The sequence below is a fragment of the Lederbergia sp. B243.17 genome, from assembly GCF_057657925.1.
On the sequence record NZ_JBWBKF010000065.1, the window covers coordinates 1 to 24,981 of the forward strand.

Sequence of the window (24,981 nt, forward strand, 5' to 3'; positions counted from 1 at the left end):
TGGACAGACTCCTTCATCGGGTCGAAGTAATCCACCTGAATGAGGACAGTTATCGAATCAAACACAGAAGCACCATATTCAGAGAAGAACATGTTCAATCCTAGTTAGCAAAAAGTGTTCAAAACTACTTGACGGTAACAATCCTTTACTTTCTGACACTTTAGATAAGTGGTTTGTCGGTGATTTCAATGAAATCGTCGAGGACTTTGCACAAGTTCAAGCGATCCGTAATGGCACGGATATAAATTATACCAACAAGCAAAAACGAGATCCCGAAGAAGAACAAAGGTACATTAAAACGTTCTTTGGTGATGAAGGGCTGGAACTTAATAAAGAGCAATGGACATAAGGCTTTTTGGAGAGCTATCAGTGAAGAATTTATCGGGGTGGATTGAACAGAAGTAATAGGAAAAAGGTTCGAAAAAGTATACTCCATGTTTCTCAGACCTTTTTCCTATCGCCTAAAAGCAGGGGGTGTCCGGCACAGACCGTGCAATATTGGGGTATAATACCACTACCAAGTTTTGAGGCGGTGGGAGAGTGACACTGATATTTGCACACCGGGGCTCTTCGTCAACACATCCAGAAAACACGATGGGCGCTTTTGAAGCGGCAGCGGAGTTCGGAGCGGACGGTATCGAACTGGATGTCCATTTGACGAAGGACGGAAGGCTTGCGGTTATTCATGACGAGACGGTTGACAGGACGACGAACGGGACGGGGAAGGTCAGGGATTTTACGATGGCGGAATTGAAAAGGTTGAAGGCCAATTACCATTACCGCCATTTTTTCAAACGGACAGAAAGGATTCCAAGCCTTGATGAAGTATTTGATTGGCTGGAAGGGAACGGGTTACTCTGCAATATTGAGCTAAAGAATAATGTCATCAAATACGAAGGAATGGAAGAGAGGGTGATCGACCTGATCCGATGCAGGGGATACGAGGACAGGATCATCATTTCCTCTTTCAACCATTATTCGCTTGCGCATGTGGCAGATATTGCGCCTGAAATCGAGACGGCGCCGCTCTATAATGTGATCATGTATAAGCCTTGGGAATATGCCTATTTGATGAAAGCTGAGGGAATCCACCCGAAGCTGAAGGCTGCTCCTCCGGAAGTGATCCGCGAAACGCTTGAGAACGGGATTGCCGTCCGGCCGTATACGGTGAACAGGGAAAAGGACATGAAGAACTTGTTCAAGCTCGGCTGCAGCGCGATCATTACTGATGTGCCGAAAAAGGCGGTCCGCCTCCGAAGCGAGATGATGGCATGAAAAAAAGTCGGGAATTCCTCCAACACGGATGGTTTTCCCGACTTTATTTCTGGGTTTAGCGTTTTTTAAGCCGCTTCTGCACTTTATTCCGTTTTCGGTCCCGGTATAGGATGAACCCTGCGATAAATCCGAGCCCAATGAGGAAAAGGAGAAGCCCGGCAAAAAACTGCACCCATAAATAAGGGAAAGGTGTCTGGAGAATTCCGAACAGCATATCTCTCATTAACTTTATTCCGTATCCGGCCAAAATGCCGGGAATCACCAGCAAAACCAGAGCGAGCACACGATCCATACTTATTCCCCTTGTTTTTAACATTCTAAAAAAATCATATACCACTAGAATCATTTGTCAAGATAAGCGCTTTTCGCTACAATGTAATGGAAAACGAATTGTCCAAGTGGAAGAAGGCGGAAGAAAATGCAAAGAGACAAGCTCCTTTCATACAGCCCATATAAAACAAATCGGTATCTCTGTAGAGGGGCAAATGAAAATAAAAGCGCTTACATTTCTCTGCTGCTCATCTTTCCTGTTGCAACGCATCACACATTCTGAAGGGGGAACCACCATGAAGATTTTTGAGTATATGACTGAATATGATTATGAGCAATTGTTATTTTGCCAGGATGAGAATTCAGGCTTGAAAGCGATCATTGCCATTCACGATACAACGCTCGGCCCAGCGCTCGGCGGTACACGCATGTGGACATATGAATCAGAGGAAGCGGCTATTGAAGATGCCCTTCGCCTTGCGCGGGGAATGACCTATAAAAACGCGGCAGCCGGACTCAACCTCGGCGGCGGAAAGACCGTCATCATCGGTGATCCGAAAAAAGACAAGAATGAAGAGATGTTCCGTGCATTCGGCCGCTTTATCCAAGGGCTGAACGGCAGATACATAACAGCTGAAGATGTAGGTACAACCGTAGCGGATATGGACTTGATCCATGAAGAAACAAATTTTGTCACAGGTATTTCGCCTGCATTCGGTTCTTCGGGGAATCCTTCGCCAGTAACGGCGTATGGCTGCTTCGTCGGCATGAAGGCAGCGGCAAAAGAAGCGTTCGGCAGCGATTCGCTTGAAGGAAAGACAGTAGCGGTTCAGGGAGTCGGCAATGTGGCATTTGAAATGTGCCGCTATTTGCATGAAGAAGGCGCGAAGCTGATTGTAACGGATATTAACCGGGACGCGGTCAATCGCGCTGTCGAAGCATTTGGTGCGGTTGCAGTCGGTCCTGATGACATCTACAGCCAGGACGCTGATATTTTCTCTCCGTGTGCACTCGGGGCGATCATCAATGACGACACGATTCCTCAGCTGAAAGTGAAAGTAATCGCGGGATCCGCCAACAACCAGCTGAAAGAAACACGCCATGGAGACAAAATTCATGAGATGGGCATCGTCTATGCACCGGACTATGTAATCAATGCCGGGGGCGTCATTAATGTCGCAGACGAACTTTACGGGTATAATCAAGAACGTGCGATGAAACGGGTTGAAGGAATTTATAACAGCATCGAAAAAGTTATCGAAATTTCGAAGCGCGACGGAATTCCAACCTATGCGGCAGCTGACAGGCTTGCAGAGGAACGGATTGAAGGCATGAGAAAATCCCGCAGCCAATTCCTGCTCAATAACAAACATATTTTAAACAACAGAATTTGACGGGCGTTGACCGAATGGAGGGGTATAGATGGCTGAAGAATATGATCTAGTCATATTGGGAGGCGGGACCGGCGGCTATGTCGCCGCGATCCGAGCTTCCCAGCTCGGCTTGAAAACGGCAATTGTGGAGAAAGGAAAACTGGGCGGCACCTGTCTGCATCAAGGCTGTATACCGAGCAAAGCACTGCTGAAAAGCGCGGAAGTGTTTTCGCTCGCAAAGCGGAGTGCAGAATTTGGAGTTGATATTGAAGGCGCAACACTCAATTTTTCAAACGTGCAAGAGCGAAAAGAGAAAGTCGTCAATCAGCTCTATAAGGGTGTCCAGCATCTGATGAAGCAAGGGAAAATCGATGTCTACGAAGGTTTTGGGCGGATACTTGGCCCTTCGATCTTCTCCCCAATGCCGGGAACGATCTCCGTTGAAAGAAACGACGGCCAGGAAAATGAAATGCTGATCCCGAAAAACGTCATTATTGCGACTGGATCACGACCGCGCTCTCTGCCGGGGCTTGATATCGATGGAACGGACGTCCTTTCCTCGGATGAAGCTCTTGTCATGGAGAAGCTTCCATCATCCATCATCATTATCGGCGGCGGTGTTATCGGGATCGAATGGGCATCGATGCTCTCCGACTTTGGTGTTGACGTGACGGTGCTTGAATATGCGGACCGGATCGTGCCGGGTGAAGATGAAGATATCTCTAAGGAATTGCAGAGGGTCATGAAGAAAAAAGGAGTCACCATTACGACAGGTGCGAAAGTTCTGCCAGACACGCTGAAAAAAGAACAGGGTGCGGTCACTATCGATGCTGAAGTAAAAGGTGCTCAAAAATCCTTTGCGGCTGAAAAGATTCTCGTTTCTGTCGGCAGGCAGGCGAATACGGAAAACATCGGGCTGCAGAACACAGATATTGTCATCGAGAACGGATTTATCAAAGTGAATAAGGCGTACCAAACAAAGGAATCACATATATATGCGATTGGGGATGTCATCGGCGGCCTCCAGCTGGCACATGTTGCTTCACATGAGGGAATATTGGCGGTTGAGCATATCAGCGGCCAGAAGACGGAGCCGATCCGATACATCGATGTGCCGAAATGCATCTATTCCAGTCCTGAAGTCGCGAGTGTCGGGCTGACTGAGTCTGCCGCAAAAGAAAAAGGACATAAAGTGAAAGTCGGAAAATTTTCCTTCCGTGCAATCGGCAAAGCACTCGTACAAGGAGAGCCGGACGGTTTCGTGAAAATGGTCGCGGATGAAGAGACCGACGACTTGCTGGGCGTCCACATCATCGGGCCGCATGCAACGGACCTGATTTCAGAGGCAGGGCTTGCACGGCTGCTCGATGCGACCCCTTGGGAAGTGGCCGGGATGATCCATCCCCATCCGTCGCTGAGCGAAGCGATTGGAGAAGCGGCGCTTGCCGTGGACGGGAAAGCGATCCATTCATAGAGAGACGATTTGCATAATCAGGGAGGTAGTTAACATGACTGCACGACATATAGAATTGGGGCTGACAGATGAACAGGTCCTGCAAATGTACGAGACGATGCTGCTTGCGCGCAGAATCGACGAGCGGATGTGGCTTCTGAACCGATCGGGGAAGATCCCTTTCGTCATCTCCTGTCAGGGACAGGAAGCAGCACAAGTCGGGGCGGCTTTTGCGCTTGACCGGGAAAAGGATTATGCCCTTCCGTATTACCGGGATCTTGGCGTTGTTCTCGCATTCGGCATGACGCCGAAGGAGATCATGCTTTCCGGCTTTGCGAAGGCAGAGGATCCGAATTCAGGCGGCAGGCAGATGCCAGGGCATTTCGGCCAGAAGAAAAACCGGATTGTCACCGGTTCTTCTCCTGTAACAACACAGGTGCCGCATGCGGTCGGCATTGCGCTTGCTGCGAGAATGGCGAAAAACGATATCGTCTCGTTTGTAACATTCGGAGAAGGATCTTCCAACCAGGGAGATTTCCATGAAGGCGCCAATTTTGCCGGAGTTCATAAGCTGCCGGTGATTTTCATGTGCGAAAACAACCGGTATGCCATTTCCGTGCCTGTGGAAAAACAGCTTGCCTGCGAACATGTAGCAGACCGGGCGATCGGCTACGGGATGCCGGGCTTTACTGTGGATGGAAACGATCCGCTTGAAGTGTACAGTGCGGTGAAAGAGGCGGCTGAGCGGGGACGCAGAGGTGAAGGCCCGACGTTGATCGAAACGCTTACGCACCGCCTGACTCCGCATTCATCCGATGATGACGACCGGAGCTACCGTTCACCGGATGAACTGGCGAAGGCAAAGACCGAAGACCCGATTCTCTTATTCGGTGCATACTTGAAGGAAAACGGCGTCCTGGATGATGAGCTGGAGAAGAAAATCAACGACAGGGTAATGCAGCAGGTGAACGAAGCGACGGATTATGCGGAAGAAGCTCCGTATGCCACACCTGAAGACGCATTGAAATATGTTTACGCCGAACAGTGATGAGGGGGGATTTAGATGGCAGTCATCAGTTATATAGATGCTGTAACAGCAGCAATCCGTGAAGAGATGGAACGGGATGAGAAAGTATTCATTCTCGGAGAAGATGTAGGCAAAAAAGGCGGGGTCTTCAAAGCGACCCATGGCCTGTATGAGCAATTCGGCGAGGAGCGTGTTATCGATACGCCGCTTGCTGAGTCTGCAATTGCAGGAGTGGGGATCGGCGCTGCGATGTACGGATACCGTCCGATTGCTGAAATGCAGTTCGCCGACTTTATCATGCCGGCCATCAATCAGATCATTTCAGAAGCGGCGCGCATCCGCTACCGCTCGAACAACGACTGGACATGCCCGATGGTCATCCGGGCTCCATACGGCGGAGGGGTGCACGGTGCACTCTACCACTCCCAATCGGTCGAAGCCATATTTGCCAACCAGCCGGGGCTGAAGGTTGTCATGCCTTCCACGCCTTACGATGTGAAAGGTTTGCTCAAGGCAGCGATCCGCGATGAGGATCCCGTTTTGTTCCTGGAGCATAAGCGTGCTTACCGCCTGATCAAGGGCGAGGTGCCGGATGAGGATTATGTATTGCCGATCGGAAAAGCAGATGTAAAGCGGGAAGGCGAGGACATCACCGTCATTACATACGGCCTTTGCGTGCATTTTGCGCTCCAGGCCGCAGAAAGGCTTGCCGAGGACGGCATTGATGCCCATATCCTAGACTTACGGACCGTTTATCCTTTGGATAAGGAAGCGATCATTGAAGCGGCATCGAAGACCGGCAAGGTACTTCTTGTCACAGAGGACAACAAGGAAGGCAGCATCATGGGCGAAGTCGCCGCCATTATCGGCGAGCACTGCCTGTTTGATATGGATGCCCCGATCATGCGCCTAGCAGGGCCGGATGTTCCAGCCATGCCATATGCTCCGACGATGGAGAAATTTTTCATGCTGAACCCGGATAAAGTGGAAGCGGCCATGAGGGAGCTCGCAGAATTTTAATACAGCTAGGAAGGCGAGAAGGAGGGAATCTGTTTTGGCTACTGAAAATATACGGATGCCGCAATTGGGCGAAAGTGTGACGGAAGGGACGATCAGCAAATGGCTTGTCGCTCCCGGCGATCATGTGAACAAGTACGACCCGATCGCTGAAGTGATGACGGACAAGGTAAACGCCGAAGTTCCGTCCTCCTTTACCGGCACAATCGGGGAACTGATTGCGGAAGAAGGCGAAACAGTCGAAGTCGGAGCGGTGATCTGCTCTATAGATACGGAAGGTGCAGGCAGTGCGGAGAAAGAAGCGGCATCGGCACCGGCTGCTCAGGAAAGTGAGAAGCAGGAAACCGAGCAACAAGCGGGCGGCGAGGCAAGGGCGAGATATTCGCCTGCAGTATTGCGGATGTCCCAGGAGCACGGAATCGATCTTACTCAGCTGCAAGGTTCGGGAAAGGGCGGAAGGATCACAAGAAAAGACGTCCAGCGCTTTATCGATGAGGGCGGTGTGGCCGAAAAAGCGGCTCTTGCCCCAGCGAAGGAAGAAGCAAAGAGCCCCGCTCCTGCTGCTCCGCCGCAGACCGGACAGAAGAGCCCGGCACCTGCCTCCGCGCCAGGGGATGTCGAAATCCCTGTCACTGGCGTACGAAAGGCCATCGCGGCCAATATGCTGAAGAGCAAGCACGAGGCGCCGCATGCATGGATGATGATGGAGGTCGACGTGACGAATCTTGTCCAGTACCGGGATTCCATCAAAGCGGAGTTCAAGGAGAAGGAAGGCTACAGCCTGACTTACTTCGCCTTTTTCGTCAAAGCGGTTGCCCAGGCGCTAAAGGAATTCCCAATGATGAACTCGATGTGGGCGGGAGACAAAATCATCCAGAGGAAGGACATTAACCTGTCGATCGCTGTTGCGACCGAGGATGCCCTTTTTGTCCCTGTCATCAAAAATGCGGACGAGAAATCGATCAAAGGGATTGCGAAAGAGATTACCGTTCTCGCCAAAAAAGTGCGGAGCGGCTCGCTGAAAGGCGAGGATATGTCCGGCGGAACGTTCACGGTGAACAATACCGGCTCTTTCGGTTCTGTCCAGTCGATGGGGATTATCAACCATCCGCAGGCGGCCATTCTTCAGATCGAATCGATCGTCAAGCGGCCGGTTGTCATGGAAGGCAACATGATCGCCATCCGCGATATGGTCAACCTTTGCTTGTCACTCGACCACCGAGTGCTTGATGGCTTAGTCTGCGGACAATTCCTCAAGCGTGTGAAGGAAATCCTGGAGAATGTTTCAAAAGAAACGACTTCTGTCTATTAATGGCCTGAGCGCCCGGTTCCTATCGAACCGGGTGCTCTTTTTATTTGGGAGGAATGGCCGCATCATTGCCGCACTGGCGGAATTATACTAAAATAAAGACAGAACAAAAAAGAAAGCGTTTACCGATGCGAGGGGGAATTCTGTGTCCATTTCAAAAGCAAAGCAGCAGCAGTTTCCGGCTGCCGGTCTGGATCAATGGCTTGAAACGGCTGAGAAATCGCTGAAAGGCAAAAGCGTGCAATCATTGAAAAGAGAAACCTATGAAGGCATTGTCCTTTCTCCGCTTTATACGAAAGAAGAGTCACCTGGAAATCTTGATCAGGTCCCAGGTGCCGGGCAATTCATCCGCGGCTTCCGCAATGAGGGGCAAAAGTGGAAAGTGGTTCAAATGAGGGAGAACCGATCATGGGATGACCTCGTTGCTTCGATCCAGGACGGTTTGGAACGCGGCGAGGAAGCGATCGCTTTTGACGGAGATTTAATAGATGCAGAGAAGGCCGTTTTTACTCGGTTTGCGCAAGCGGCATGCCCGTTGTTTGTGACAGCTAACAGTCAATTCCCTTTGTTGGCGGAAAAGCTGGCGGCGGCCAAAGAATTCAAACCTCATGGCGTATTTGCCTCTCATTTTTTATCGTCCAGGCTTGGAGAAGGGCTTCTTCCCCAGAGCGGAAGCCGTTCGTGGGAGGTGTGGCAGGCGGCACTTGCCGATCTTGACCGCCATGCTCCTCGTCTCAAGACAATCATGGTCAGCAGCAAGCCATATGCGTCCGCCGGTGCCAATGCCGTGCAGGAGCTCGCAGCAGCGCTCGCTGAAGCCGTTTTTTATATCGAAGAGAGCCGGAGTCTTGGCTGGGAGCCGGAAAAGACGGCGGGAAAACTCGTCTTCCACTTTGCGGCAGGGAGCCAATTCTTTTTGGAAGTAGCCAAGTTCAGGGCTGTTCGCAAGCTATGGACCCTAGTAGCAAAAGCGTACGGGGTGGATCCTGCAATCGTCGAAGTCAGTGCAGGAACATCACAGTATACGCATTCCATCCTTGACCCGCATGTAAATATGCTGCGGGCGGGAAGTGCCGCCTTTGCAGCCGTCATCGGCGGCATCGACTATTTGCATGTTTCTCCGTATGACGATCTGTTCAAGGAGGAGCACTCCTTTTCCTTGCGAATCGCCCGGAATACGCAGCTATTGCTTCGGGAAGAGTCCTATTTAGACAAGGTGGCGGATCCGGCAGGCGGATCTAATTTTGTGGAGGCGCTGACGGAGGAGCTTGCAGAGAAAGCATGGGAGCTGTTTTTGAAGATTGACGATGCTGGCGGAATTAGGAAGGTGCTTGAAACCGGGAACCTCCAGGAGTGGATTGCCGCAACAAGCATGAAGAGGGAGCAGGATGTCGAGTTGAGGAAACGGACCTTGATCGGCGTTAATGAGTTTGCGCGAATCGAGGAAGACATCCAGCCGGCAAGGCAGCTTTCTTCCGCTTGGAATGGGGAGGACGGCTGGACAAAGGTGGAGCCGCTCAATGGGCAGCGGCTGGCGGAACAGTTCGAAGCGCTGCGGCTAAAGGCCGACGATTGGAGAAGGAACGGGAATGAGCCGGCTGCCGGTTTGATTCTCCTCGGCAAGCTGAAAGATTACAAGCCGCGGGCTGATTTTGTTACCGGAGTACTTGCTGCGGGCGGTATCCGTGCCGACTGGAGTTCCGACTGCCTGACAGGGGAAGACATCCGGGAATTCGTCTCGACCCACCCGTCCGGCTATTATTGCCTCTGCGGGACCGATGACGCCTATCGCGACATGGCAGAAGAGGCGATTCGGCTGATTCGGGAGGAAGCCCCGGGCAGCATCGTTGACCTCGCCGGAAAAATCGACCTTCCGGAAGCCGGGAATGACGGCGCCATCTTTGCCGGCCAGAATATCGCAGAAAAACTGAGCGAATTGCAGAAAACGATTGGAGGTGTTCGTCCATGAGCGGAAAACCTGATTTTCGTTCCATTTCTCTAGACCGTGCCGAGGATACCGCTGGAAGCACCCTGTTCATGAAGGAAGACGCAGGCTTTTCCACGAATGAAAAAATCAATTTGAAGCCGCTTTATACAGAAGCCGACACTGACGAACTCGAATCTGCCGGCCTGCCGGGGATTTCCCCTTATGTACGGGGACCGTATCCGACGATGTACACAAACCGCCCGTGGACGATCCGGCAATACGCAGGTTTTTCCACTGCCGAAGAGAGCAATGCGTTTTACCGGCGGAATTTGGCGATGGGCCAAAAGGGGCTGTCTGTCGCGTTTGATCTGGCGACCCACCGCGGCTACGATTCAGACCACCCCCGCGTTGAAGGAGATGTTGGGAAGGCCGGTGTTGCAATTGATTCCGTCCTCGATATGAAAATATTATTTGACCGGATCCCGCTTGATCAAATGTCAGTCTCCATGACAATGAACGGTGCGGTCATTCCGGTGATGGCGTTCTATATCGTTGCGGCAGAAGAGCAGGGTGTCGCACCGTCTCTGCTTTCCGGCACGATCCAGAATGATATTTTAAAAGAATACATGGTTCGGAATACGTATATTTACCCGCCTGAAATGTCGATGCGGATCATCGGGGACATTTTTTCCTATACGTCTGAACATATGCCGAAGTTCAACAGTATCTCGATCTCCGGCTACCATATGCAGGAAGCGGGCGCCCCTGCCGATCTCGAGCTCGCTTATACACTTGCTGACGGGCTGGAATATGTCCGGACCGGGCTTGCGGCCGGAATCGGCATTGATTCCTTTGCACCGCGCCTCTCCTTCTTTTGGGGAGTCGGCATGAATTATTTCATGGAAGTGGCGAAAATGCGGGCGGCAAGGAAAATTTGGGCCCAGCTGATGAGCCAGTTTCATCCGGAAAATCCGAAATCACTTGCGCTCCGGACACATAGCCAAACGTCCGGCTGGAGTCTGACCGAGCAGGATCCGTTCAACAATGTCATCCGCACGTTCATTGAGGCGCATGCTGCTGCAATGGGCCACACACAATCGCTGCATACGAACGCGCTTGACGAAGCGATTGCGCTGCCGACAGACTTTTCCGCAAGGATTGCGAGGAATACGCAATTATTTTTACAGAAGGAGACAGGCATCACGGATGTGATCGACCCTTGGGGCGGCTCCTATTATGTCGAATCGCTCACAAATGAGTTAATGGAGCGGGCATGGGCGCATATCGAGGAAGTGGAGGAGCTCGGGGGCATGACAAAGGCGATCGAGACCGGACTGCCAAAAATGAAAATCGAAGAGGCAGCTGCACGGCGGCAGGCACTGATCGATTCAAAGGCGGAAACGATCATCGGCGTCAACAAATACCGGCTGGAAAAAGAAGAGGAAATCGAAATTCTCAACATTGACAATACAGCGGTCCGGCAAAAGCAGATCGAGCGGCTCGAGAAGCTGCGCAGCGAGCGCAACGATGAGGATGTCCGGCGTGCCCTTGCCGCTTTGGAAAGCGGCGCACGGGAAGGAACGGGAAATCTGCTCGCACTTGCGGTTGACGCTGCACGCGCACGCGCGACACTCGGCGAGATTTCGGACGCGATCGAAACAGCATCCGGCCGGCACCGAGCAACGATCCGCTCCGTGAGCGGCGTGTACAGCGCCAATTTTTCCAATGAGGAAGAGATTGCGAGAATCCGGGAAATGACCGATGAATTCCTGGAGAACGAGGGAAGACGGCCGCGGATCCTGATTGCCAAAATGGGCCAGGATGGGCATGACCGCGGGGCGAAAGTGATTGCGACCGCTTTTGCCGATATGGGATTTGATGTGGACATCGGACCGCTGTTCCAGACGCCGGATGAAACGGCGAGACAGGCTGCGGAAAACGATGTGCATGTGATCGGCTTCAGCTCGCTTGCCGCAGGACACCGCACCTTGCTTCCAAAGCTTGTCGAGGAACTGAAAAAAATCGGCCGGGAAGATATCCTTGTCGTTGTCGGCGGGGTAATTCCACCGCAGGACTATGACTTCTTGCGGGAAAAAGGCGCGGCAGCCATCTTTGGCCCTGGCACCGTAATCCCGGTCAGCGCGCAAATCGTCGTTGAAAAAATTTATGAACAGCTCGGATATGAGGAAGTGGGCAAATGACGGCAGCTTCAAGAAAGACGTTTCGGAGGAAAAGGGAGACCGGCCCCTCTGCGGAACAACTGGCAGAGGCGGTCCTTGCCGGCGACCGGACGGCGCTGTCGAAAACGATCACGTTAATCGAAAGCAGCGCCGAACGCCATGAACAGCAAGCCCAGACCATCCTCCAGTCGCTTCTGCCGCATTCCGGGCAATCGATCCGGATCGGGATCACAGGTGTGCCGGGGGCGGGGAAAAGCACCTTCATTGAGGCTTTTGGCCACATGCTCTGCGAGGCGGGACATAAAGTAGCCGTTCTCGCCGTCGACCCGAGCTCGACCGTAAACGGCGGCAGCATCCTCGGCGACAAAACAAGGATGGAAAAGCTGTCACGGCACGAGCGGGCGTTTATCCGGCCGTCGCCATCACAGGGAACACTCGGCGGCGTCCACCGGAAAACGAGGGAGACGATGCTCGCCTGTGAGGCGGCCGGATATGATGTCATCCTGATTGAAACGGTCGGCGTCGGTCAGAGCGAGGTCGTCGTTAGGGGGATGGTGGATTTCTTTATGCTGCTGGCGATTACAGGCGCAGGCGATGAGCTCCAGGGGATGAAAAAAGGCATCATGGAGCTTGTCGACGCCGTCGTCATCAATAAAGCGGACGGCGAAAACAAACCGCTTGCCCTTCGGACGAAAAGGGAATACACGCAGATCCTGCACCTGCTGAACCCGGCCACACCGGGATGGAGGACGAGGGCGATGGCTTGCTCCTCGCTTACCGGAGAAGGCATTGAGTATATTTGGAAACAAATCGGGCTGTTCCGGGAAGTGACGGATGAATCAGGTTTTTTTCAGGAGCGGAGGAAAAGACAGACAGCAGATTGGTTCCAGTCAATGATCAGGGACCGCCTGGAGCAGGAGTTTTTTCGCAATTTGGAAGTCAAAAAGCTCAAGCCACGGCTCGAAGAGGAAGTCGCCGGAGGGAAACTGACCGTCGCCCAGGCAGTGGACAAACTATTCGACTCTTCCCGGCTATAAAAGAGCAAAAAAAAGGGACAGCATGCATGCTGTCCGTAAACATCTAGGGAGTTTAGGGGTATGGATCTAGATGTAGTTTTATCTTACCCGCTCTTCGACTAAATAAAACATCATTTTTCTTTTTTTGATAAAAAATGGTGGAGCAGGGTGGAATATAGGATATCAGGCCGTGTGCTGGGTTTGCTAGGAAAAGATCATTGATTAACAGGTAAGGAAAAGAGCAAACGGTCAAAGGGTTTGCTCTTTTGCCTTTGAATGACGCACGATGCAAGGCAATCCGACAAGCTGGCTGCAATCCTGGGGCTGGAGGTGAAGGGAGCGGGGAAATGATTAAGGCAGTTCTATTTGATTTAGACGGGACGTTGTTAAATCGAGACGAATCGTTAAAAGGATTTATAGACAATCAATATGAAAGAATGCGAACATGGGTTGGCCATATACCGAAAGATAAGTATATTACAAGATTTATTGAACTCGACCAGCGCGGGTATGTATGGAAGGATAAAGTGTTTCAGCAGCTAATCGGGGAGTTTGATATTGCCGGAGTGACGTGGGAAGAGCTTTTGCAGGATTATCTTTCCGAGTTTTCGTCCCATTGCGTACCATTTGATCACGCCGTTCAAATGTTGGAGGAGTTCAAGAATAGCAATGTCAGATTGGGCATCATTACAAACGGATATGGGCAATTTCAAATGGCTACTATTAAGGCGCTAGGGATTGAGCCATATTTTGATGTGATACTGGTATCCGAGTGGGAAGGGGTGAAAAAGCCCAGCCCTGAAATTTTTACAAGAGCTTTAGAAAAACTCGGTGCAACCCCCGCACAAAGTGTATTTGTTGGAGATCATCCGATCAATGATGTAAAGGCCGCCCAAAACATCGGTATGAAAGGAATTTGGAAAAAAGACAGTCATTGGAACGATGTGGAAGCCGATTCTATCATTGATGACTTGAATGAGCTGCCGCGAATCATTGGGAAATTTTAGATGGTGAATGAGTGGCGATCTTGCTGTGCCTACATTGTTGGCCGGTGCTGAGTGAGTTCTATGTGCCCGAGAGAGCTCGTATTGCCGCGCAAGGGTCACATAAAAGCGTACAATGAGCCCGAGAGCGCCTGTCCTGCCTCCCGAAGGTCACATAGAAGCGTTCAATGAGCCCGAGAGCACCCGTCCAGCCACGCGAAGGTCACATAGAAACAACCAATGCGCCCGAGAGCGCCCGTCCTACCACACGAGGGTCACATAGAAGCGTTCAATGTGACCGACAGTGCCGACCCGCCCTACGTCGGTCACATAAAAAACGCCCGAATATCAGTACCGCAACCCAAGCAGGCCACCTAATAAACACCGGTATCATTTTACCGCTTTCAAAAAGGTGCAAAATTTTAATTTTCATGCAGAAACTGCTATGATAGAGTAGAAATGAGCAAGAATAGCAAAGGAGCGAGAACAATGAGTATGGATTTCAACATTTTTATGAATGACGCGGTCCGTCAGGCGCGTGAAGATATGGATAGAGCAGGTTATGAACATTTGACGACAGCGGAGGACGTCGAGAAGGCGCTTGGCCGCGAAGGTACGACACTTGTGATGATCAACTCGGTCTGCGGTTGTGCAGGCGGGATTGCCCGTCCAGCAGCAGCCCACGCTGTCCATTATGACAAGCGCCCGGATCATTTGGTTACGGTGTTTGCAGGACAGGATAAGGAAGCGACAGCGGCAGCCCGCAGCTATTTTACGGATTATCCGCCATCCTCTCCATCGTTCGCCTTGCTGAAAGACGGCAAGATCTGCACGATGGTGGAGCGTCACGAAATCGAGGGGCATGACCCAATGTCAGTCGTTAACAAGCTTCAGCAGTATTTCGAACAGTACTGCGAAGAAATTTAAGAAACCAGGCATAGCCGCCGCCTTTTTCCGCAAACTAGCGGAAAAGGGTGGTTGCGATGGTTTACTTGCTTGCCGTTCTCCTTTTCATCGGCGGGTCGCCGGCCTGGCCGTATGATGCCAAGCTTCTTCCAGGAGACCCGATCATCATTGTCAATAAGCAAACGAATGAGCTCGCTTGGATCAACAGCGGAGAAATCCAGCTGAGGACCAAGGTTGCTACAGGCAAAACCGGCGAGCTGACGCCCGAGGGGCTGTTTACGGTCAAGGTGAAGGCTGTCGAACCTTACTACCGGAAAAAGAATATACCGGGCGGCGATCCCCGGAATCCGCTTGGGAGCCGGTGGATCGGTTTTGATGCCAGAGGGACGGACGGGAGAATTTATGGTCTCCACGGAACAAATGCCCCGGATTCAATCGGGAAGTATGTTTCGGATGGCTGCATCCGGCTGCCGAAAGCTGCGCTGGAAACGCTGTTTGACCAAGTTCAGGAAGGCATCCGTGTGCTGATTGTTGACGAGGAGAAATCTTTTGAACAGTTGGCGCGTGAGAGCGGCGCCAAATAAACGAAAGCTCCCATGGATGGTATGGGAGCTTTTCTACATAATAAAAGTTCGATTGATGTTGCAGCAAGTCCAGCTTCAGGCGCCATTGGCACGAGGTTTCAGCCGATAGGCAGGCGCCTTGCGCTTTTCTTACTTAAAACAGTGCAGACATTCCGGAGGCGATCGTCATGGCGAGCATGCTGAACAGCATGACGAAGATGATGATCCGCTGTACTTTTTTATTGGACATGCATGAACACTTCCTATTCGTTTTGTAGTATCTTCATTTTATCGGTCTTTTGCGGAACAGACAACATCTAAAATGGGACAATTTGCAGGCGGAATGTGTCCGGAGGGGAATGAGAGATTTGAAGAATATTAATCATATCGGGATTGCAGTGCGGTCAATCGAGAAAGCGCTTCCTTTTTATACGGATGTTCTTGGCCTGCAATGCGTGAAAATTGAAGAAGTGCCTTCCGAACAGGTGAAGGTTGCCTTTGTGGACGCCCACAACGTCATGCTCGAGCTGCTGGAAGCGACGAGCGATCAAAGCGCAATCGGCCGTTTTATCGAAAAGCGGGGCGAAGGAATCCACCATATTGCGCTCGGAGTGAAAAATATCGAGGAGCGAATGGGCGAGCTGAAAGAGAAGGGGATCCGCATGCTCCAGGATGAGCCGAAACCTGGCGCGGGCGGGGCGAAGGTCGCCTTCATGCATCCGAAATCGGGGCATGGCGTATTGTATGAGCTTTGTGAAAAAAAGGAAGATTGACAGACTGGGAGGGAGCCCGATGGCGGATATGTATGAAAAAATCAATGAACTGTATGACAGGAGAAGGGCCGCCGAGCTTGGCGGCGGCGATGAACGGATCGAAAAGCAGCACGAGAAGGGCAAGCTGACCGCAAGGGAGCGGATCGACCTGCTTTTGGATCCCGGTACATTTGTGGAACTTAACCCGTTCATCGAGCACAGATCGGCTGATTTCGGGCTTGGTGACAATACATATCCTGGGGACGGTGTTGTGACCGGCTATGGGAAGGTGAACGGCCGTCCAATTTATCTTTTTTCACAAGACTTCACCGTCTTCGGGGGAGCGCTTGGGGAAATGCATGCGGAAAAAATCGCTAAGGCGATGGATCTCGCTGCCCAAAATGGGACGCCGTTCATCGGCTTGAACGATTCAGGCGGGGCGCGCATTCAAGAGGGGGTCGTCTCCCTTGATGGGTACGGTCATGTTTTCTACCGGAATGCAATCTATTCGGGCGTCATCCCGCAAATTTCCGTCATCATGGGACCGTGTGCAGGCGGGGCGGTCTATTCGCCGGCCATCACTGATTTTGTCTTCATGGTCGACAAAACGAGCCAGATGTTCATTACTGGCCCGAAGGTGATTGAAACGGTGACCGGCGAAAAAATTTCTTCCGAAGATCTCGGCGGATCAAGGGTCCATAACACGATCAGCGGAAATGCCCATTTCCGGGCTGAAAGCGAGGAAGAGGTGCTCGCCATGGTCCGCAAACTCATCGTGTACCTGCCGCAAAACAACCGGGAAAAAACAGCCATCTCCGAATATGAGGGAGCGGAGGATTTTCTTCCGGATCTTGCCGACAGCGTACCGTTTGATGCTTCCCGTCCTTATGACGTCCGGACGGTCATCGACCAGGTCGTCGACAAAGCCTCATTCTTCGAGGTGCAAAGCGAGTTTGCCAAAAATGTCGTCGTCGGTTTTGCGAGAATCAAAGGAGAAGCGGTTGGGCTCGTATGCAACCAGCCGAAGTACTTGGCAGGAGGACTCGACATTGATTCCTCAGACAAAGCGTCCCGGTTTATCCGGTTCTGCGATTCTTTCAATATACCGGTCATCACGTTCGAAGACGTGACGGGCTTTTTTCCGGGAATCAAGCAAGAGCACGGCGGCATCATCCGGCACGGTGCGAAAATTTTGTATGCGTATTCCGAGGCAACCGTACCGAAAATAACGGTCATCCTCCGCAAAGCGTATGGTGGAGCGTATGTGGCGCTTAATTCGAAGGCGATCGGGGCCGACCTTGTCTTTGCCTGGCCGAACGCTGAAATCGCCGTCATGGGGCCGCAGGGTGCGGCGAATATCATCTTTGCCAAGGAAATCGCGAATAGCAGTAATCCTGAAGCGACGAGGGAGCAGAAAATCGAGGAATACCGCGAGAAATTCGCCAATCCGTATGTGGCGGCTGCAAGAGGAATGGTCGACGATGTAATCGACCCGCGTGAAACGAGAATCAAGCTCATCCATGCACTGGAGATGCTGCGGAACAAGCAGGAAGACCGCCCGAAAAAGAAGCACGGCAATATTCCGCTCTAATACAAGAGAACGCTTGGGCAACCGCCCAAGCGTTCCGTTTTTTTATTCGGTTTCCGCAAAAACCGGCGGCATTTCGCGCAGGACAGGCTTGAACCCTGCTTTTATTTTCACTTTTGCCGAGACATCCGTTACCACTTGAGGGAACATCAGGTCCGGATCCGGCAGGAGCACCTGATAGGAAATCATCGCATTTTTCCCCTCATATTCGACTTGCATGATGCGGAGCCCGTATCCAGGGTGCGGCAGCTGCGCTTGGATGGTGACTTCATTCATCCCTGCAGCGAGAGGTTTTTCGAAAAGATCCAATTTGATGACCAGGCTGTTTGCCCGATTTTTGATACTGTACGCATCGTATAGCCAGCCAGCCGCTTCGGCCCGTGTGATTTTCTTCTTCGGCTGGAATTGATGGTCTTTGTCGAGCATGCGGATCCCTCCATTCAGCAAGGTTTGGATGCTGTTGCGATATTGTGGCGCAATCTTTTCTTCATCCTTGATCAGAAAGTACATTTCGGTGAACGCATAGTCCCCGCTTGCCTGAAGCCCTTTTAGAAGATAATAGGCGAATTCCTCGCGTGTCAGGGCTGCCCCCGGGCTGAAATCCTTCGGAAGGTCCATTCCGTTCACATGGGCAATCGTGAGGGCGTTGGCATACCATGCTCCGTCGTCCGCTTTTGTAAAATAGTCGCTCGCTTTCGGCTCTTTAATAAAGAGAAACTTCGCCAGGCTGAGATCCATCGCGGAAATGATCGCTGTTATACCGGCTGCACCAGTCAGATCGCCCGCCGGGTAAAATCGGCCGTCCGTCTCACCCTTCAAAATTCCAGCCTTTTTCAGCTGCAAAATCTTTTCCCTGTTCACTTCCCCTTCCAAATCGCTGAAGGCAGATGCCGGCCGGATGGAAGCCGTGAAAAATAGCATGGCTGCCAAGGCGATTATCAGTTTCCTTTTCATGCTGCTCACTCCTTTTCCTTTTCATATGCTTATCTATTCAGACGTCCCGGACGAAGAAAAAGTTACAGCCAATATCGGTATCGAAGAAAGGGCATCCGCTTGTTTCGTTCGTTTCCCAGTATTATACTTAATGAGGACACTACATAGTTGGAGGGATGACAGATGATACAAGAAGAGCGTTTGCTGAATGAGTTTTTGGAACTGGTGAAAATTGATTCGGAAACAAAGAACGAAAGCGCCATTTCGAAAGTGCTGAAAGAAAAATTCGAGAAGCTCGGCGCAGAAGTTTTTGAAGATGATACAATGGGCCAAACCGGCCATGGTGCAGGGAACCTGATTGTTACGCTGAAAGGCAGCAAGCAGGATGCAGATACGATTTATTTCACTTCCCATATGGATACGGTCGTTCCGGGAAAAGGCATTAAACCATCACTAAAAGACGGTTATATCGTAACAGACGGAACTACAATCCTCGGCGCCGATGACAAAACGGGCCTTGCCGTCATGTTCGAAGCAATCCGCGTCCTAAAGGAGCAAAACATCGAGCATGGGGACATCCAGTTCATCATTACGGTTGGTGAAGAATCCGGGCTTGTCGGTGCAAAAGCGCTCGACCGCAACCTTGTGAAAGCGAAATACGGCTTTGCGCTCGACAGCGACGGGGAAGTCGGCAAAATCATCGTTGCCGCTCCAACACAGGCGAAAGTGAAGGCTGACATTTACGGAAAAACCGCTCATGCCGGCGTAGCGCCTGAAAAAGGGGTTTCCGCTATTACGATTGCTGCCAAAGCGGTTGCCAAAATGCCGCTCGGTCGGATCGATGAGGAAACAACAGCGAATATTGGCCGCTTCGAAGGCGGACAGGCAACAAATATCGTAGCTGACCACGCGTTCATCCTGGCAGAAGCACGTTCGCTCGTGCCGGAGAAAATGGAAGCGCAAGTCGCAAAAATGAAAAAGGCCTTTGAAGAAGCGGCGGAAGAAATGGGCGGCAAAGTGGATGTCGATGTCGAAGTGATGTATCCGGGCTTCAAGTTCGCTGACGGAGACCATGTTGTTGAAGTTGCGAAAAAGGCGGTTGAAAAAGTCGGAAGAACACCTGAGTTGCTGACAAGCGGCGGCGGAAGCGACGCAAATGTCATCGCCGGTTTCGGGATTCCGACTGTCAACATGGCTGTCGGCTACGAAGAGATCCATACGACAAACGAAAGAATGCCAGTGAAGGAACTGAACAAGCTGGCGGAACTTGTTGTCGCTTTGATTGAAGAAGCTGCAAAATAATAGGCATAAATAAGGCAGCGGGAGTGAAATCCCGCTGCCTGCAAAATGCAACTACTTTTAGGGGGAAATGTAAAGTGGCTGAGAAAGCAGTAATTTTTCATGCAGGAAAAGAGGAATATGCGATTCCTGTAGACTATGTCATCTCGATTGAAAAAATTGAGGGCATCAATCCGGTGCCGCATCTGCCTTCTTATATGAGGGGCGTCATCGTTTCAAGAGGTGAATTGATTCCCGTTCTTGACCTTGGAGAAATCCTTTATCACGAAAGAACGGACATCAATGACCAGGTGCGGATGATTGTCATGCAGACCGAACAGCTGACCTACGGGCTGCTCGTAAAAGAGGCGAAAGAAATCCTGGAAATCGCTGACGAGGATTTGAAGCAGCCGGGCCTTGTCGCCTACAGCCGTACGCAGTATTTTTCGGCAGTCGCAACGCTTGGAGAACGGCTCATCACGATGATCGATCCGGCAGCGATGCTGAATGTGCTGGACGGAATCAGGGAAATCAAAGCGTACATGCAGGAACAGAAAGAATTATAAGCTGAACTTGGAGAAGAGGGGGAGCGGCATGAAGGAATTTTACCCGAAAAACGGCCGTGTCATTTTGCATGTGGACATGAACAGTTTTTTCGCTTCGGTCGAGATGGCCTATGACCCCTCTTTGAAAGGGAAGCCGCTTGCCATTGCCGGTGATGTGGAACAGCGGAAGGGCATCGTTGTCACCTGCAGCTATGAGGCGAGAAAATTCGGCGTGAAGACGACGATGCCGGTTTGGCAGGCAAAAAAACTATGCCCGTCCCTGATCATCAAAAAACCGGATTTCGCGCGTTATCGGCTCGCATCCAATGCGATGTTCGATGAGCTTCGGCGCTATACTGATTTGGTTGAACCCGGCTCGATCGACGAGGGATACGTTGATATCACAGCGTGTTATGAACTTGGAACACCGATGCAAATTGCGGAATCGATTCAGCAGAACCTTCTTTCGTCGCTCGACCTTCCGTGCAGCATCGGGATCGCCCCGAATAAGTTTTTGGCAAAAATGGCGTCCGATCTGAAAAAGCCGCTCGGCATCACCGTCCTGCGTAAACGCGATCTTCCCCGCGTCCTTTGGCCGATGCCGGTGATTGAGATGCACGGCGTCGGGGCGAAAACGGCGGAAAAGCTTGGCACACTCGGCATCATGACGATCGGCGACCTTGCAAAAGCAGATGAGTCGCTGCTTCGCAGCCAGATCGGATTAAGAGGAAGCAAATTGCGGGAAAGGGCGAATGGAATCGACAGCCGCCCGGTCGACCCGGCAGCTGCCGAAGAAAGCAAAAGCATCGGCCAGTCTTTGACCCTGCCCCAGGACATCGCCAACCAGGCGCAATTGCTCGAAAAATTGAAAAGCCTTTCGGGCGGTGTCTCTGAAAGACTTCACCGGAAAGGCTACGTAACAAGAAATATATCGGTCATGATCCGCTACAAAGACCGGAAGACGGTGACCCGGAGCCGGAAGCTGCTAAATCCGATCTCGAGCCCCGAAGACATTTACGAGGCGGCCCGGCAGCTGTTCATTCAGCATTGGAACGGCAACCCTATCCGGCTTCTTGGCGTTACCGGGCAGGATCTCCTCGAAGAAAGCCAATCGTTCGAACAGCTGAGCTTGTTTTCATACGAAACAGCCGCCAAGAAAGAACCTCTCTACAAGGCAATCGGCACCATTCATGAAAAGTTCGGAAATGCGAGCCTGATCAGGGGCAACCAGGCGAAGAGAAGCAAGTGATCATTTGGTGAAAAAATGCTTCAGCTCCGACAGCAGGCCCGCTTTCTTTTTATCTTCAGCCGGTTGTTCCTCTTCTTTTTTCTTCAGGTAAATTTCTTCTTTATTAATCGCGTGGTCAAAAGCAAGGACAAGCCCGATGTCTGTATGGCTGTCTTTATTCGTTACGATCGAAAAGGGGACATCAAGCTTTCTGGCCAGCTGGATATAACGGGACAAAAAGGAGTAGTCCATCTCCCCGTTCAACAGCAACGCTGCTCCCGGGTTCTCCTTTATGCTCTTTTCCAGCTCGGGCAGAAATCCTTCCATCACCTGGCTCTTTGTCAGCGCCACGACGATCCTTTCCCTAAGCGTACCGAGGAATTTCCGCCGTTCATCCGGCTTCGTCTGTTTCGCCCCGTAGATGCCGTTCTGCAAGTATTCATCCATTTTGGAGTTACCCATAATCCGAACACCTCCACCTTACTTTATTCCTTCCACTGCTATCCGGTTCATCAAACGTCCGGGTATAAAAGCAAAGGCAGAAGCCGAATGGCTCCTGCCGCTTTTTCAGCAATTGTCAATTTCTAGATGATCCAGCGCCCACCAGAAATATCCGTCTTTCTCGAGCAATTGGTCGGATTCATCCGGCCCCATTGAGCCTGCTGGATAATTCGGGAACTGGGCTTTATTATTTTCCCAATACTGGCTGATCTTATCAACGAAACTCCACGAGAGCGCCACTTCGTCCCAATGCGTAAAGTTGGTCGCATCGCCTCGGAGGCAGTCATGGAGCAGCTTCTCATACGCTTCCGGTGTATTGATTCCTGCCGCATTATTGGCATTGGAGAAGTTGAGCTTGACCGGCGTTGTCTCCATCGTCTGTCCGGACTGTTTCGCGTTCAAGTGAAGGGTGATCCCTTCTTCCGGCTGGATGTGGATGACGAGCAGGTTCGGGCTCAGCTGCTCCTCCGAACGGTAATACAGATTCATCGGTACATCTTTGAATTGAATGATGATCTTTGTCGACTTGACGGCCATCTTTTTCCCTGTCCGGATGTAGAAAGGAACTCCTGCCCAGCGGAAATTGTCGATCATCAGCTTGCCTGCGACAAATGTATCTGTGTTCGATTCTGGGCTGACATTTAATTCTTCACGGTATCCGCTGGCAGGCTTTCCATTTTCCGATCCCGGTCCATATTGGCCGCGGACAAAGTAATCCGGTACTTCCTCCGGTTTGATTGAACGAAGGGCCCCAAGCACCTTGACCTTCTCGCTTCGGATCTCTTTTGGCGTCAGGCGGATCGGCGGCTCCATTGCGAGCAGGGCGACCATCTGCAGCATATGGTTTTGCACCATATCCCGAAGCGCACCGCTGTTTTCGTAATAGCCTCCGCGTTCCTCGACTCCGAGCGTTTCGCTTGAGGTGACCTGGATATTGGATATGTACCGGTTGTTCCATAAAGGTTCGAAAATCGCATTTGCAAAGCGGATGACTTCTATGTTCTGAACCATTTCTTTTCCAAGGTAATGGTCGATCCGGTAGATGTCATTTTCAGAGAAAACGCTCCGGATCTGGTTGTTCAATGCTATTGCCGATTCCAGGTTATGGCCAAACGGCTTTTCAATGACGAGGCGGTGGAAGCCGTCCGTGTCGGTAAGCCCGTCTTGCTTCAAGTGGACAGCAATCGTTCCGAAAAATTCCGGCGCCATCGCCAGGTAGAAAATCCGGTTGCCTTCCAGTGAATATTTTTCATCAAGCTGGTCGGCGGTATTCTTCAGTTCCAAATAAGAATTTGAATCGCTCACGTCATGGGATTTATAATAAAAGTGGGAAATGAATTCCTCTATGTTCTCTGCTTCCCCGATCGAGGTAAGAACTGAATCACGGACATGCTCTTTAAACACTTGGTCAGACCACGGCCTGCGCCCTACACCGATTACCGCGAAGTGCTTGGCCAAATTGCCCTTTCTGAACAAATGGTAAAGGGAGGGATAGAGCTTCCTTTTGGCCAAATCGCCGGTAGCGCCAAAAATCATTATTAACGAGGATGGTGTTTCAGTTTGCATCATTTCAATACCTCTCTTTTCTTGTGAACTTCGACCTCATCATATTACTTATCATCAATCTCTATCTTATCAATTATTCACGCGAAAAACGACTCTCAGGAACGCAATAAGCAATCTTCTTGCATTTTTATGGTAAGATAGACGAAAAATTTCAGAAAGGGAGGGAGAGCGGATGGAATTATTGTTTTTAGGAACAGGGGCTGGAGTGCCGTCCAAACCGCGGAACGTCACATCAATCGCTTTAAAACTGCTGGAGGAAAGGAATGCTGTCTGGCTGTTTGATTGCGGCGAAGCGACCCAGCACCAAATTCTCCACACCAGTTTAAAGCCGAGGAAAATCGAAAAAATTTTTATCACCCATTTGCATGGCGATCATATTTTCGGTCTGCCGGGCTTGCTCGGGAGCCGTTCGTTTCAGGGCGGTCTGGAGAAATTGACCGTTTATGGGCCAAAAGGGATCAAACCATACATAGAAGTTTCTTTGGGAACGAGCCAGACCCATCTGAAATACCCGCTCCACATTGTTGAAATCGAGGAGGGAGTGGTCTTTGAGGACGAGCAATTTACTGTCGAGGCGATGTGGCTGGACCACGCCGTGCCGTCGCTCGGCTACCGGATCGTCGAGAAAAACACTCCCGGAAAGCTCGACGCTGCCCGTCTCAAAGAGGCCGGAATTCCGCCGGGACCACTTTACCAAAAGCTCAAGCTCGGCGAAACCGTGCAGCTGGAAGACGGCCGGATCATCGATGGGAAGGATTATCTCGGTCCGGAACGACAAGGAAGGATTGTCGCCATATTCGGCGACACCCGCCCATGTGCAAACGCACCGGTACTTGCCGAAAATGCCGACATGATCGTCCACGAGGCGACCTTTGCCGGCGACAGTGCCGAAATGGCCCATGACTACTTCCACTCCACCACCCTCCAAGCGGCGGAACTCGCTCGTGAAGCCGGCGCCCGGGGACTGTGCCTCACCCACATCAGCTCCCGCTATGACAAAGAGGATTGGCGGAAGATGGAGGAGGAAGCAAAGGAAATATTCCCGGAAGTGCGTATTGTCGGAGATTTGGATATTGTGGGGATTCCTTCTCATTGAGATGTGGATAGTGAGCCTGGGTAGGAGGAGACCAATAATAAAAAAAGAGGGGAAAATAAAGTGGTACCTATGTCAAGGACACAATAAAAAAAGAGATTAAGCAGTTTGAAGATGATTCCTATATTGAATAGGGGTCATCTTTTTTAAATTCCACTGATAACGATAATTATTATAATAGACCATATAATGGTTAAT

General features: G+C 51.2%; 24 protein-coding genes and 1 pseudogene. 19 read left to right on the forward strand and 6 right to left on the reverse strand.

The features are described 5' to 3' along the window. Together AC0TWI_RS11975 and AC0TWI_RS11980 are read left to right on the forward strand one after the other, a co-directional pair. Positions 1-104: pseudogene (locus AC0TWI_RS11975) on the forward strand (ATP-binding protein); the annotation flags it as partial. Between the two features lie 436 nt (positions 105-540). After that, positions 541-1,275, forward strand: coding sequence for a glycerophosphodiester phosphodiesterase (locus tag AC0TWI_RS11980; RefSeq protein WP_488126572.1), 735 nt, complete (start codon positions 541-543; stop codon positions 1,273-1,275). A 55-nt stretch (positions 1,276-1,330) separates the two neighbouring features. Here AC0TWI_RS11980 and AC0TWI_RS11985 read toward each other — a convergent pair whose 3' ends face one another. Beyond that, positions 1,331-1,567 (reverse strand): DUF2627 domain-containing protein, encoded by a 237-nt coding sequence (locus tag AC0TWI_RS11985; RefSeq protein ID WP_488126573.1) that lies wholly within the window; start codon positions 1,565-1,567, stop codon positions 1,331-1,333. A gap of 274 nt (positions 1,568-1,841) precedes the next feature. On the opposite strand from AC0TWI_RS11985, the gene bcd reads away from it, so the two are divergent. The 11 genes from bcd (at position 1,842) to AC0TWI_RS12040 (ending at position 15,320) form a co-directional block, all read left to right on the forward strand. Next, on the forward strand, positions 1,842-2,939 hold the full coding sequence (bcd, locus tag AC0TWI_RS11990; protein WP_488126574.1) for a branched-chain amino acid dehydrogenase: 1,098 nt from the start codon (positions 1,842-1,844) through the stop codon (positions 2,937-2,939). 28 nt (positions 2,940-2,967) lie between these two features. After that, positions 2,968-4,392: a dihydrolipoyl dehydrogenase gene (gene lpdA, locus AC0TWI_RS11995; protein ID WP_488126575.1), complete on the forward strand. Its 1,425-nt coding sequence runs from the start codon at positions 2,968-2,970 to the stop codon at positions 4,390-4,392. A 34-nt stretch (positions 4,393-4,426) separates the two neighbouring features. Next, entirely contained in the window at positions 4,427-5,419 is a 993-nt protein-coding gene (locus tag AC0TWI_RS12000) for a thiamine pyrophosphate-dependent dehydrogenase E1 component subunit alpha (protein WP_488126576.1), read from the forward strand. A gap of 15 nt (positions 5,420-5,434) precedes the next feature. Next, positions 5,435-6,418, forward strand: a complete 984-nt coding sequence (locus AC0TWI_RS12005) for an alpha-ketoacid dehydrogenase subunit beta (RefSeq protein WP_488126577.1) — start codon at positions 5,435-5,437, stop codon at positions 6,416-6,418. A gap of 34 nt (positions 6,419-6,452) precedes the next feature. Further along, positions 6,453-7,727 (forward strand): dihydrolipoamide acetyltransferase family protein, encoded by a 1,275-nt coding sequence (locus AC0TWI_RS12010; RefSeq protein ID WP_488126578.1) that lies wholly within the window; start codon positions 6,453-6,455, stop codon positions 7,725-7,727. A 142-nt stretch (positions 7,728-7,869) separates the two neighbouring features. Further along, complete coding sequence (locus tag AC0TWI_RS12015; RefSeq protein ID WP_488126579.1) at positions 7,870-9,693, forward strand: methylmalonyl-CoA mutase family protein; 1,824 nt, start codon at positions 7,870-7,872, stop codon at positions 9,691-9,693. Further along, positions 9,690-11,852 carry a methylmalonyl-CoA mutase gene (gene scpA, locus AC0TWI_RS12020; protein WP_488126580.1) on the forward strand — a complete coding sequence of 721 codons (2,163 nt, stop codon included), beginning with the start codon at positions 9,690-9,692 and terminating at the stop codon, positions 11,850-11,852. Before AC0TWI_RS12015 ends, scpA begins: the two co-directional genes overlap by 4 nt. Beyond that, positions 11,849-12,868: a methylmalonyl Co-A mutase-associated GTPase MeaB gene (gene meaB / locus AC0TWI_RS12025; protein WP_488126581.1), complete on the forward strand. Its 1,020-nt coding sequence runs from the start codon at positions 11,849-11,851 to the stop codon at positions 12,866-12,868. Before scpA ends, meaB begins: the two co-directional genes overlap by 4 nt. 326 nt (positions 12,869-13,194) lie before the next feature. Then, a complete protein-coding gene (locus tag AC0TWI_RS12030; protein WP_488126582.1) occupies positions 13,195-13,854 on the forward strand; it encodes an HAD family hydrolase in 660 nt (219 codons plus the stop codon). A 465-nt stretch (positions 13,855-14,319) separates the two neighbouring features. Continuing rightward, entirely contained in the window at positions 14,320-14,757 is a 438-nt protein-coding gene (locus AC0TWI_RS12035; protein WP_488126583.1) for a BrxA/BrxB family bacilliredoxin, read from the forward strand. A 56-nt stretch (positions 14,758-14,813) separates the two neighbouring features. Further along, positions 14,814-15,320, forward strand: a complete 507-nt coding sequence (locus AC0TWI_RS12040; RefSeq protein WP_488126584.1) for a L,D-transpeptidase — start codon at positions 14,814-14,816, stop codon at positions 15,318-15,320. Positions 15,321-15,453: 133 nt separating this feature from the next. Here AC0TWI_RS12040 and prli42 read toward each other — a convergent pair whose 3' ends face one another. After that, complete coding sequence (gene prli42, locus AC0TWI_RS12045) at positions 15,454-15,549, reverse strand: stressosome-associated protein Prli42 (protein ID WP_488126585.1); 96 nt, start codon at positions 15,547-15,549, stop codon at positions 15,454-15,456. Between the two features lie 109 nt (positions 15,550-15,658). On the opposite strand from prli42, the gene mce reads away from it, so the two are divergent. Together mce and AC0TWI_RS12055 are read left to right on the forward strand one after the other, a co-directional pair. Then, a complete protein-coding gene (gene mce, locus AC0TWI_RS12050) occupies positions 15,659-16,072 on the forward strand; it encodes a methylmalonyl-CoA epimerase (protein WP_488126586.1) in 414 nt (137 codons plus the stop codon). Between the two features lie 19 nt (positions 16,073-16,091). Then, entirely contained in the window at positions 16,092-17,642 is a 1,551-nt protein-coding gene (locus AC0TWI_RS12055; RefSeq protein ID WP_488126587.1) for an acyl-CoA carboxylase subunit beta, read from the forward strand. A gap of 42 nt (positions 17,643-17,684) precedes the next feature. Here AC0TWI_RS12055 and AC0TWI_RS12060 read toward each other — a convergent pair whose 3' ends face one another. Beyond that, positions 17,685-18,593: an S-layer homology domain-containing protein gene (locus AC0TWI_RS12060; protein ID WP_488126588.1), complete on the reverse strand. Its 909-nt coding sequence runs from the start codon at positions 18,591-18,593 to the stop codon at positions 17,685-17,687. Between the two features lie 162 nt (positions 18,594-18,755). On the opposite strand from AC0TWI_RS12060, the gene AC0TWI_RS12065 reads away from it, so the two are divergent. From AC0TWI_RS12065 to AC0TWI_RS12075, 3 genes are all read left to right on the forward strand, one after another. Then, positions 18,756-19,874 (forward strand): M20/M25/M40 family metallo-hydrolase, encoded by a 1,119-nt coding sequence (locus AC0TWI_RS12065; RefSeq protein ID WP_488126589.1) that lies wholly within the window; start codon positions 18,756-18,758, stop codon positions 19,872-19,874. A 74-nt stretch (positions 19,875-19,948) separates the two neighbouring features. Continuing rightward, positions 19,949-20,416: a chemotaxis protein CheW gene (locus tag AC0TWI_RS12070; RefSeq protein ID WP_488126590.1), complete on the forward strand. Its 468-nt coding sequence runs from the start codon at positions 19,949-19,951 to the stop codon at positions 20,414-20,416. A 28-nt stretch (positions 20,417-20,444) separates the two neighbouring features. Continuing rightward, positions 20,445-21,644: a DNA polymerase IV gene (locus AC0TWI_RS12075; RefSeq protein ID WP_488126591.1), complete on the forward strand. Its 1,200-nt coding sequence runs from the start codon at positions 20,445-20,447 to the stop codon at positions 21,642-21,644. Here AC0TWI_RS12075 and AC0TWI_RS12080 read toward each other — a convergent pair whose 3' ends face one another. Further along, complete coding sequence (locus tag AC0TWI_RS12080) at positions 21,645-22,085, reverse strand: YueI family protein (RefSeq protein WP_488126592.1); 441 nt, start codon at positions 22,083-22,085, stop codon at positions 21,645-21,647. Positions 22,086-22,190: 105 nt separating this feature from the next. Then, positions 22,191-23,693 carry a glucose-6-phosphate dehydrogenase gene (gene zwf, locus AC0TWI_RS12085; protein WP_488126593.1) on the reverse strand — a complete coding sequence of 501 codons (1,503 nt, stop codon included), beginning with the start codon at positions 23,691-23,693 and terminating at the stop codon, positions 22,191-22,193. Positions 23,694-23,862: 169 nt separating this feature from the next. Between zwf and rnz the strand changes: the two genes are divergently transcribed. After that, positions 23,863-24,786 carry a ribonuclease Z gene (gene rnz, locus AC0TWI_RS12090; RefSeq protein ID WP_488126594.1) on the forward strand — a complete coding sequence of 308 codons (924 nt, stop codon included), beginning with the start codon at positions 23,863-23,865 and terminating at the stop codon, positions 24,784-24,786. 96 nt (positions 24,787-24,882) lie between these two features. Here rnz and AC0TWI_RS12095 read toward each other — a convergent pair. Then, positions 24,883-24,981, reverse strand: a 99-nt coding sequence (locus AC0TWI_RS12095) for an IS3 family transposase (RefSeq protein WP_488124311.1), incomplete at its 5' end; no start/stop codon positions are given.

What these genes read in the sequence shown, in the direction of transcription:
- AC0TWI_RS11985 (WP_488126573.1), bottom strand. Translation starts at nt 1,567, where the DNA reads ATGGATCGTGTGCTCGCTCTGGTTTTGCTGGTGATTCCCGGCATTTTG.
- bcd (WP_488126574.1), top strand. Translation starts at nt 1,842, where the DNA reads ATGAAGATTTTTGAGTATATGACTGAATATGATTATGAGCAATTGTTA.
- lpdA (WP_488126575.1), top strand. Translation starts at nt 2,968, where the DNA reads ATGGCTGAAGAATATGATCTAGTCATATTGGGAGGCGGGACCGGCGGC.
- AC0TWI_RS12000 (WP_488126576.1), top strand. Translation starts at nt 4,427, where the DNA reads ATGACTGCACGACATATAGAATTGGGGCTGACAGATGAACAGGTCCTG.
- AC0TWI_RS12005 (WP_488126577.1), top strand. Translation starts at nt 5,435, where the DNA reads ATGGCAGTCATCAGTTATATAGATGCTGTAACAGCAGCAATCCGTGAA.
- scpA (WP_488126580.1), top strand. Translation starts at nt 9,690, where the DNA reads ATGAGCGGAAAACCTGATTTTCGTTCCATTTCTCTAGACCGTGCCGAG.
- meaB (WP_488126581.1), top strand. Translation starts at nt 11,849, where the DNA reads ATGACGGCAGCTTCAAGAAAGACGTTTCGGAGGAAAAGGGAGACCGGC.
- AC0TWI_RS12030 (WP_488126582.1), top strand. Translation starts at nt 13,195, where the DNA reads ATGATTAAGGCAGTTCTATTTGATTTAGACGGGACGTTGTTAAATCGA.
- AC0TWI_RS12035 (WP_488126583.1), top strand. Translation starts at nt 14,320, where the DNA reads ATGAGTATGGATTTCAACATTTTTATGAATGACGCGGTCCGTCAGGCG.
- AC0TWI_RS12040 (WP_488126584.1), top strand. Translation starts at nt 14,814, where the DNA reads ATGGTTTACTTGCTTGCCGTTCTCCTTTTCATCGGCGGGTCGCCGGCC.
- prli42 (WP_488126585.1), bottom strand. Translation starts at nt 15,549, where the DNA reads ATGTCCAATAAAAAAGTACAGCGGATCATCATCTTCGTCATGCTGTTC.
- mce (WP_488126586.1), top strand. Translation starts at nt 15,659, where the DNA reads ATGAGAGATTTGAAGAATATTAATCATATCGGGATTGCAGTGCGGTCA.
- AC0TWI_RS12055 (WP_488126587.1), top strand. Translation starts at nt 16,092, where the DNA reads ATGGCGGATATGTATGAAAAAATCAATGAACTGTATGACAGGAGAAGG.
- AC0TWI_RS12060 (WP_488126588.1), bottom strand. Translation starts at nt 18,593, where the DNA reads ATGAAAAGGAAACTGATAATCGCCTTGGCAGCCATGCTATTTTTCACG.
- AC0TWI_RS12065 (WP_488126589.1), top strand. Translation starts at nt 18,756, where the DNA reads ATGATACAAGAAGAGCGTTTGCTGAATGAGTTTTTGGAACTGGTGAAA.
- AC0TWI_RS12075 (WP_488126591.1), top strand. Translation starts at nt 20,445, where the DNA reads ATGAAGGAATTTTACCCGAAAAACGGCCGTGTCATTTTGCATGTGGAC.
- AC0TWI_RS12080 (WP_488126592.1), bottom strand. Translation starts at nt 22,085, where the DNA reads ATGGGTAACTCCAAAATGGATGAATACTTGCAGAACGGCATCTACGGG.
- zwf (WP_488126593.1), bottom strand. Translation starts at nt 23,693, where the DNA reads ATGATGCAAACTGAAACACCATCCTCGTTAATAATGATTTTTGGCGCT.
- rnz (WP_488126594.1), top strand. Translation starts at nt 23,863, where the DNA reads ATGGAATTATTGTTTTTAGGAACAGGGGCTGGAGTGCCGTCCAAACCG.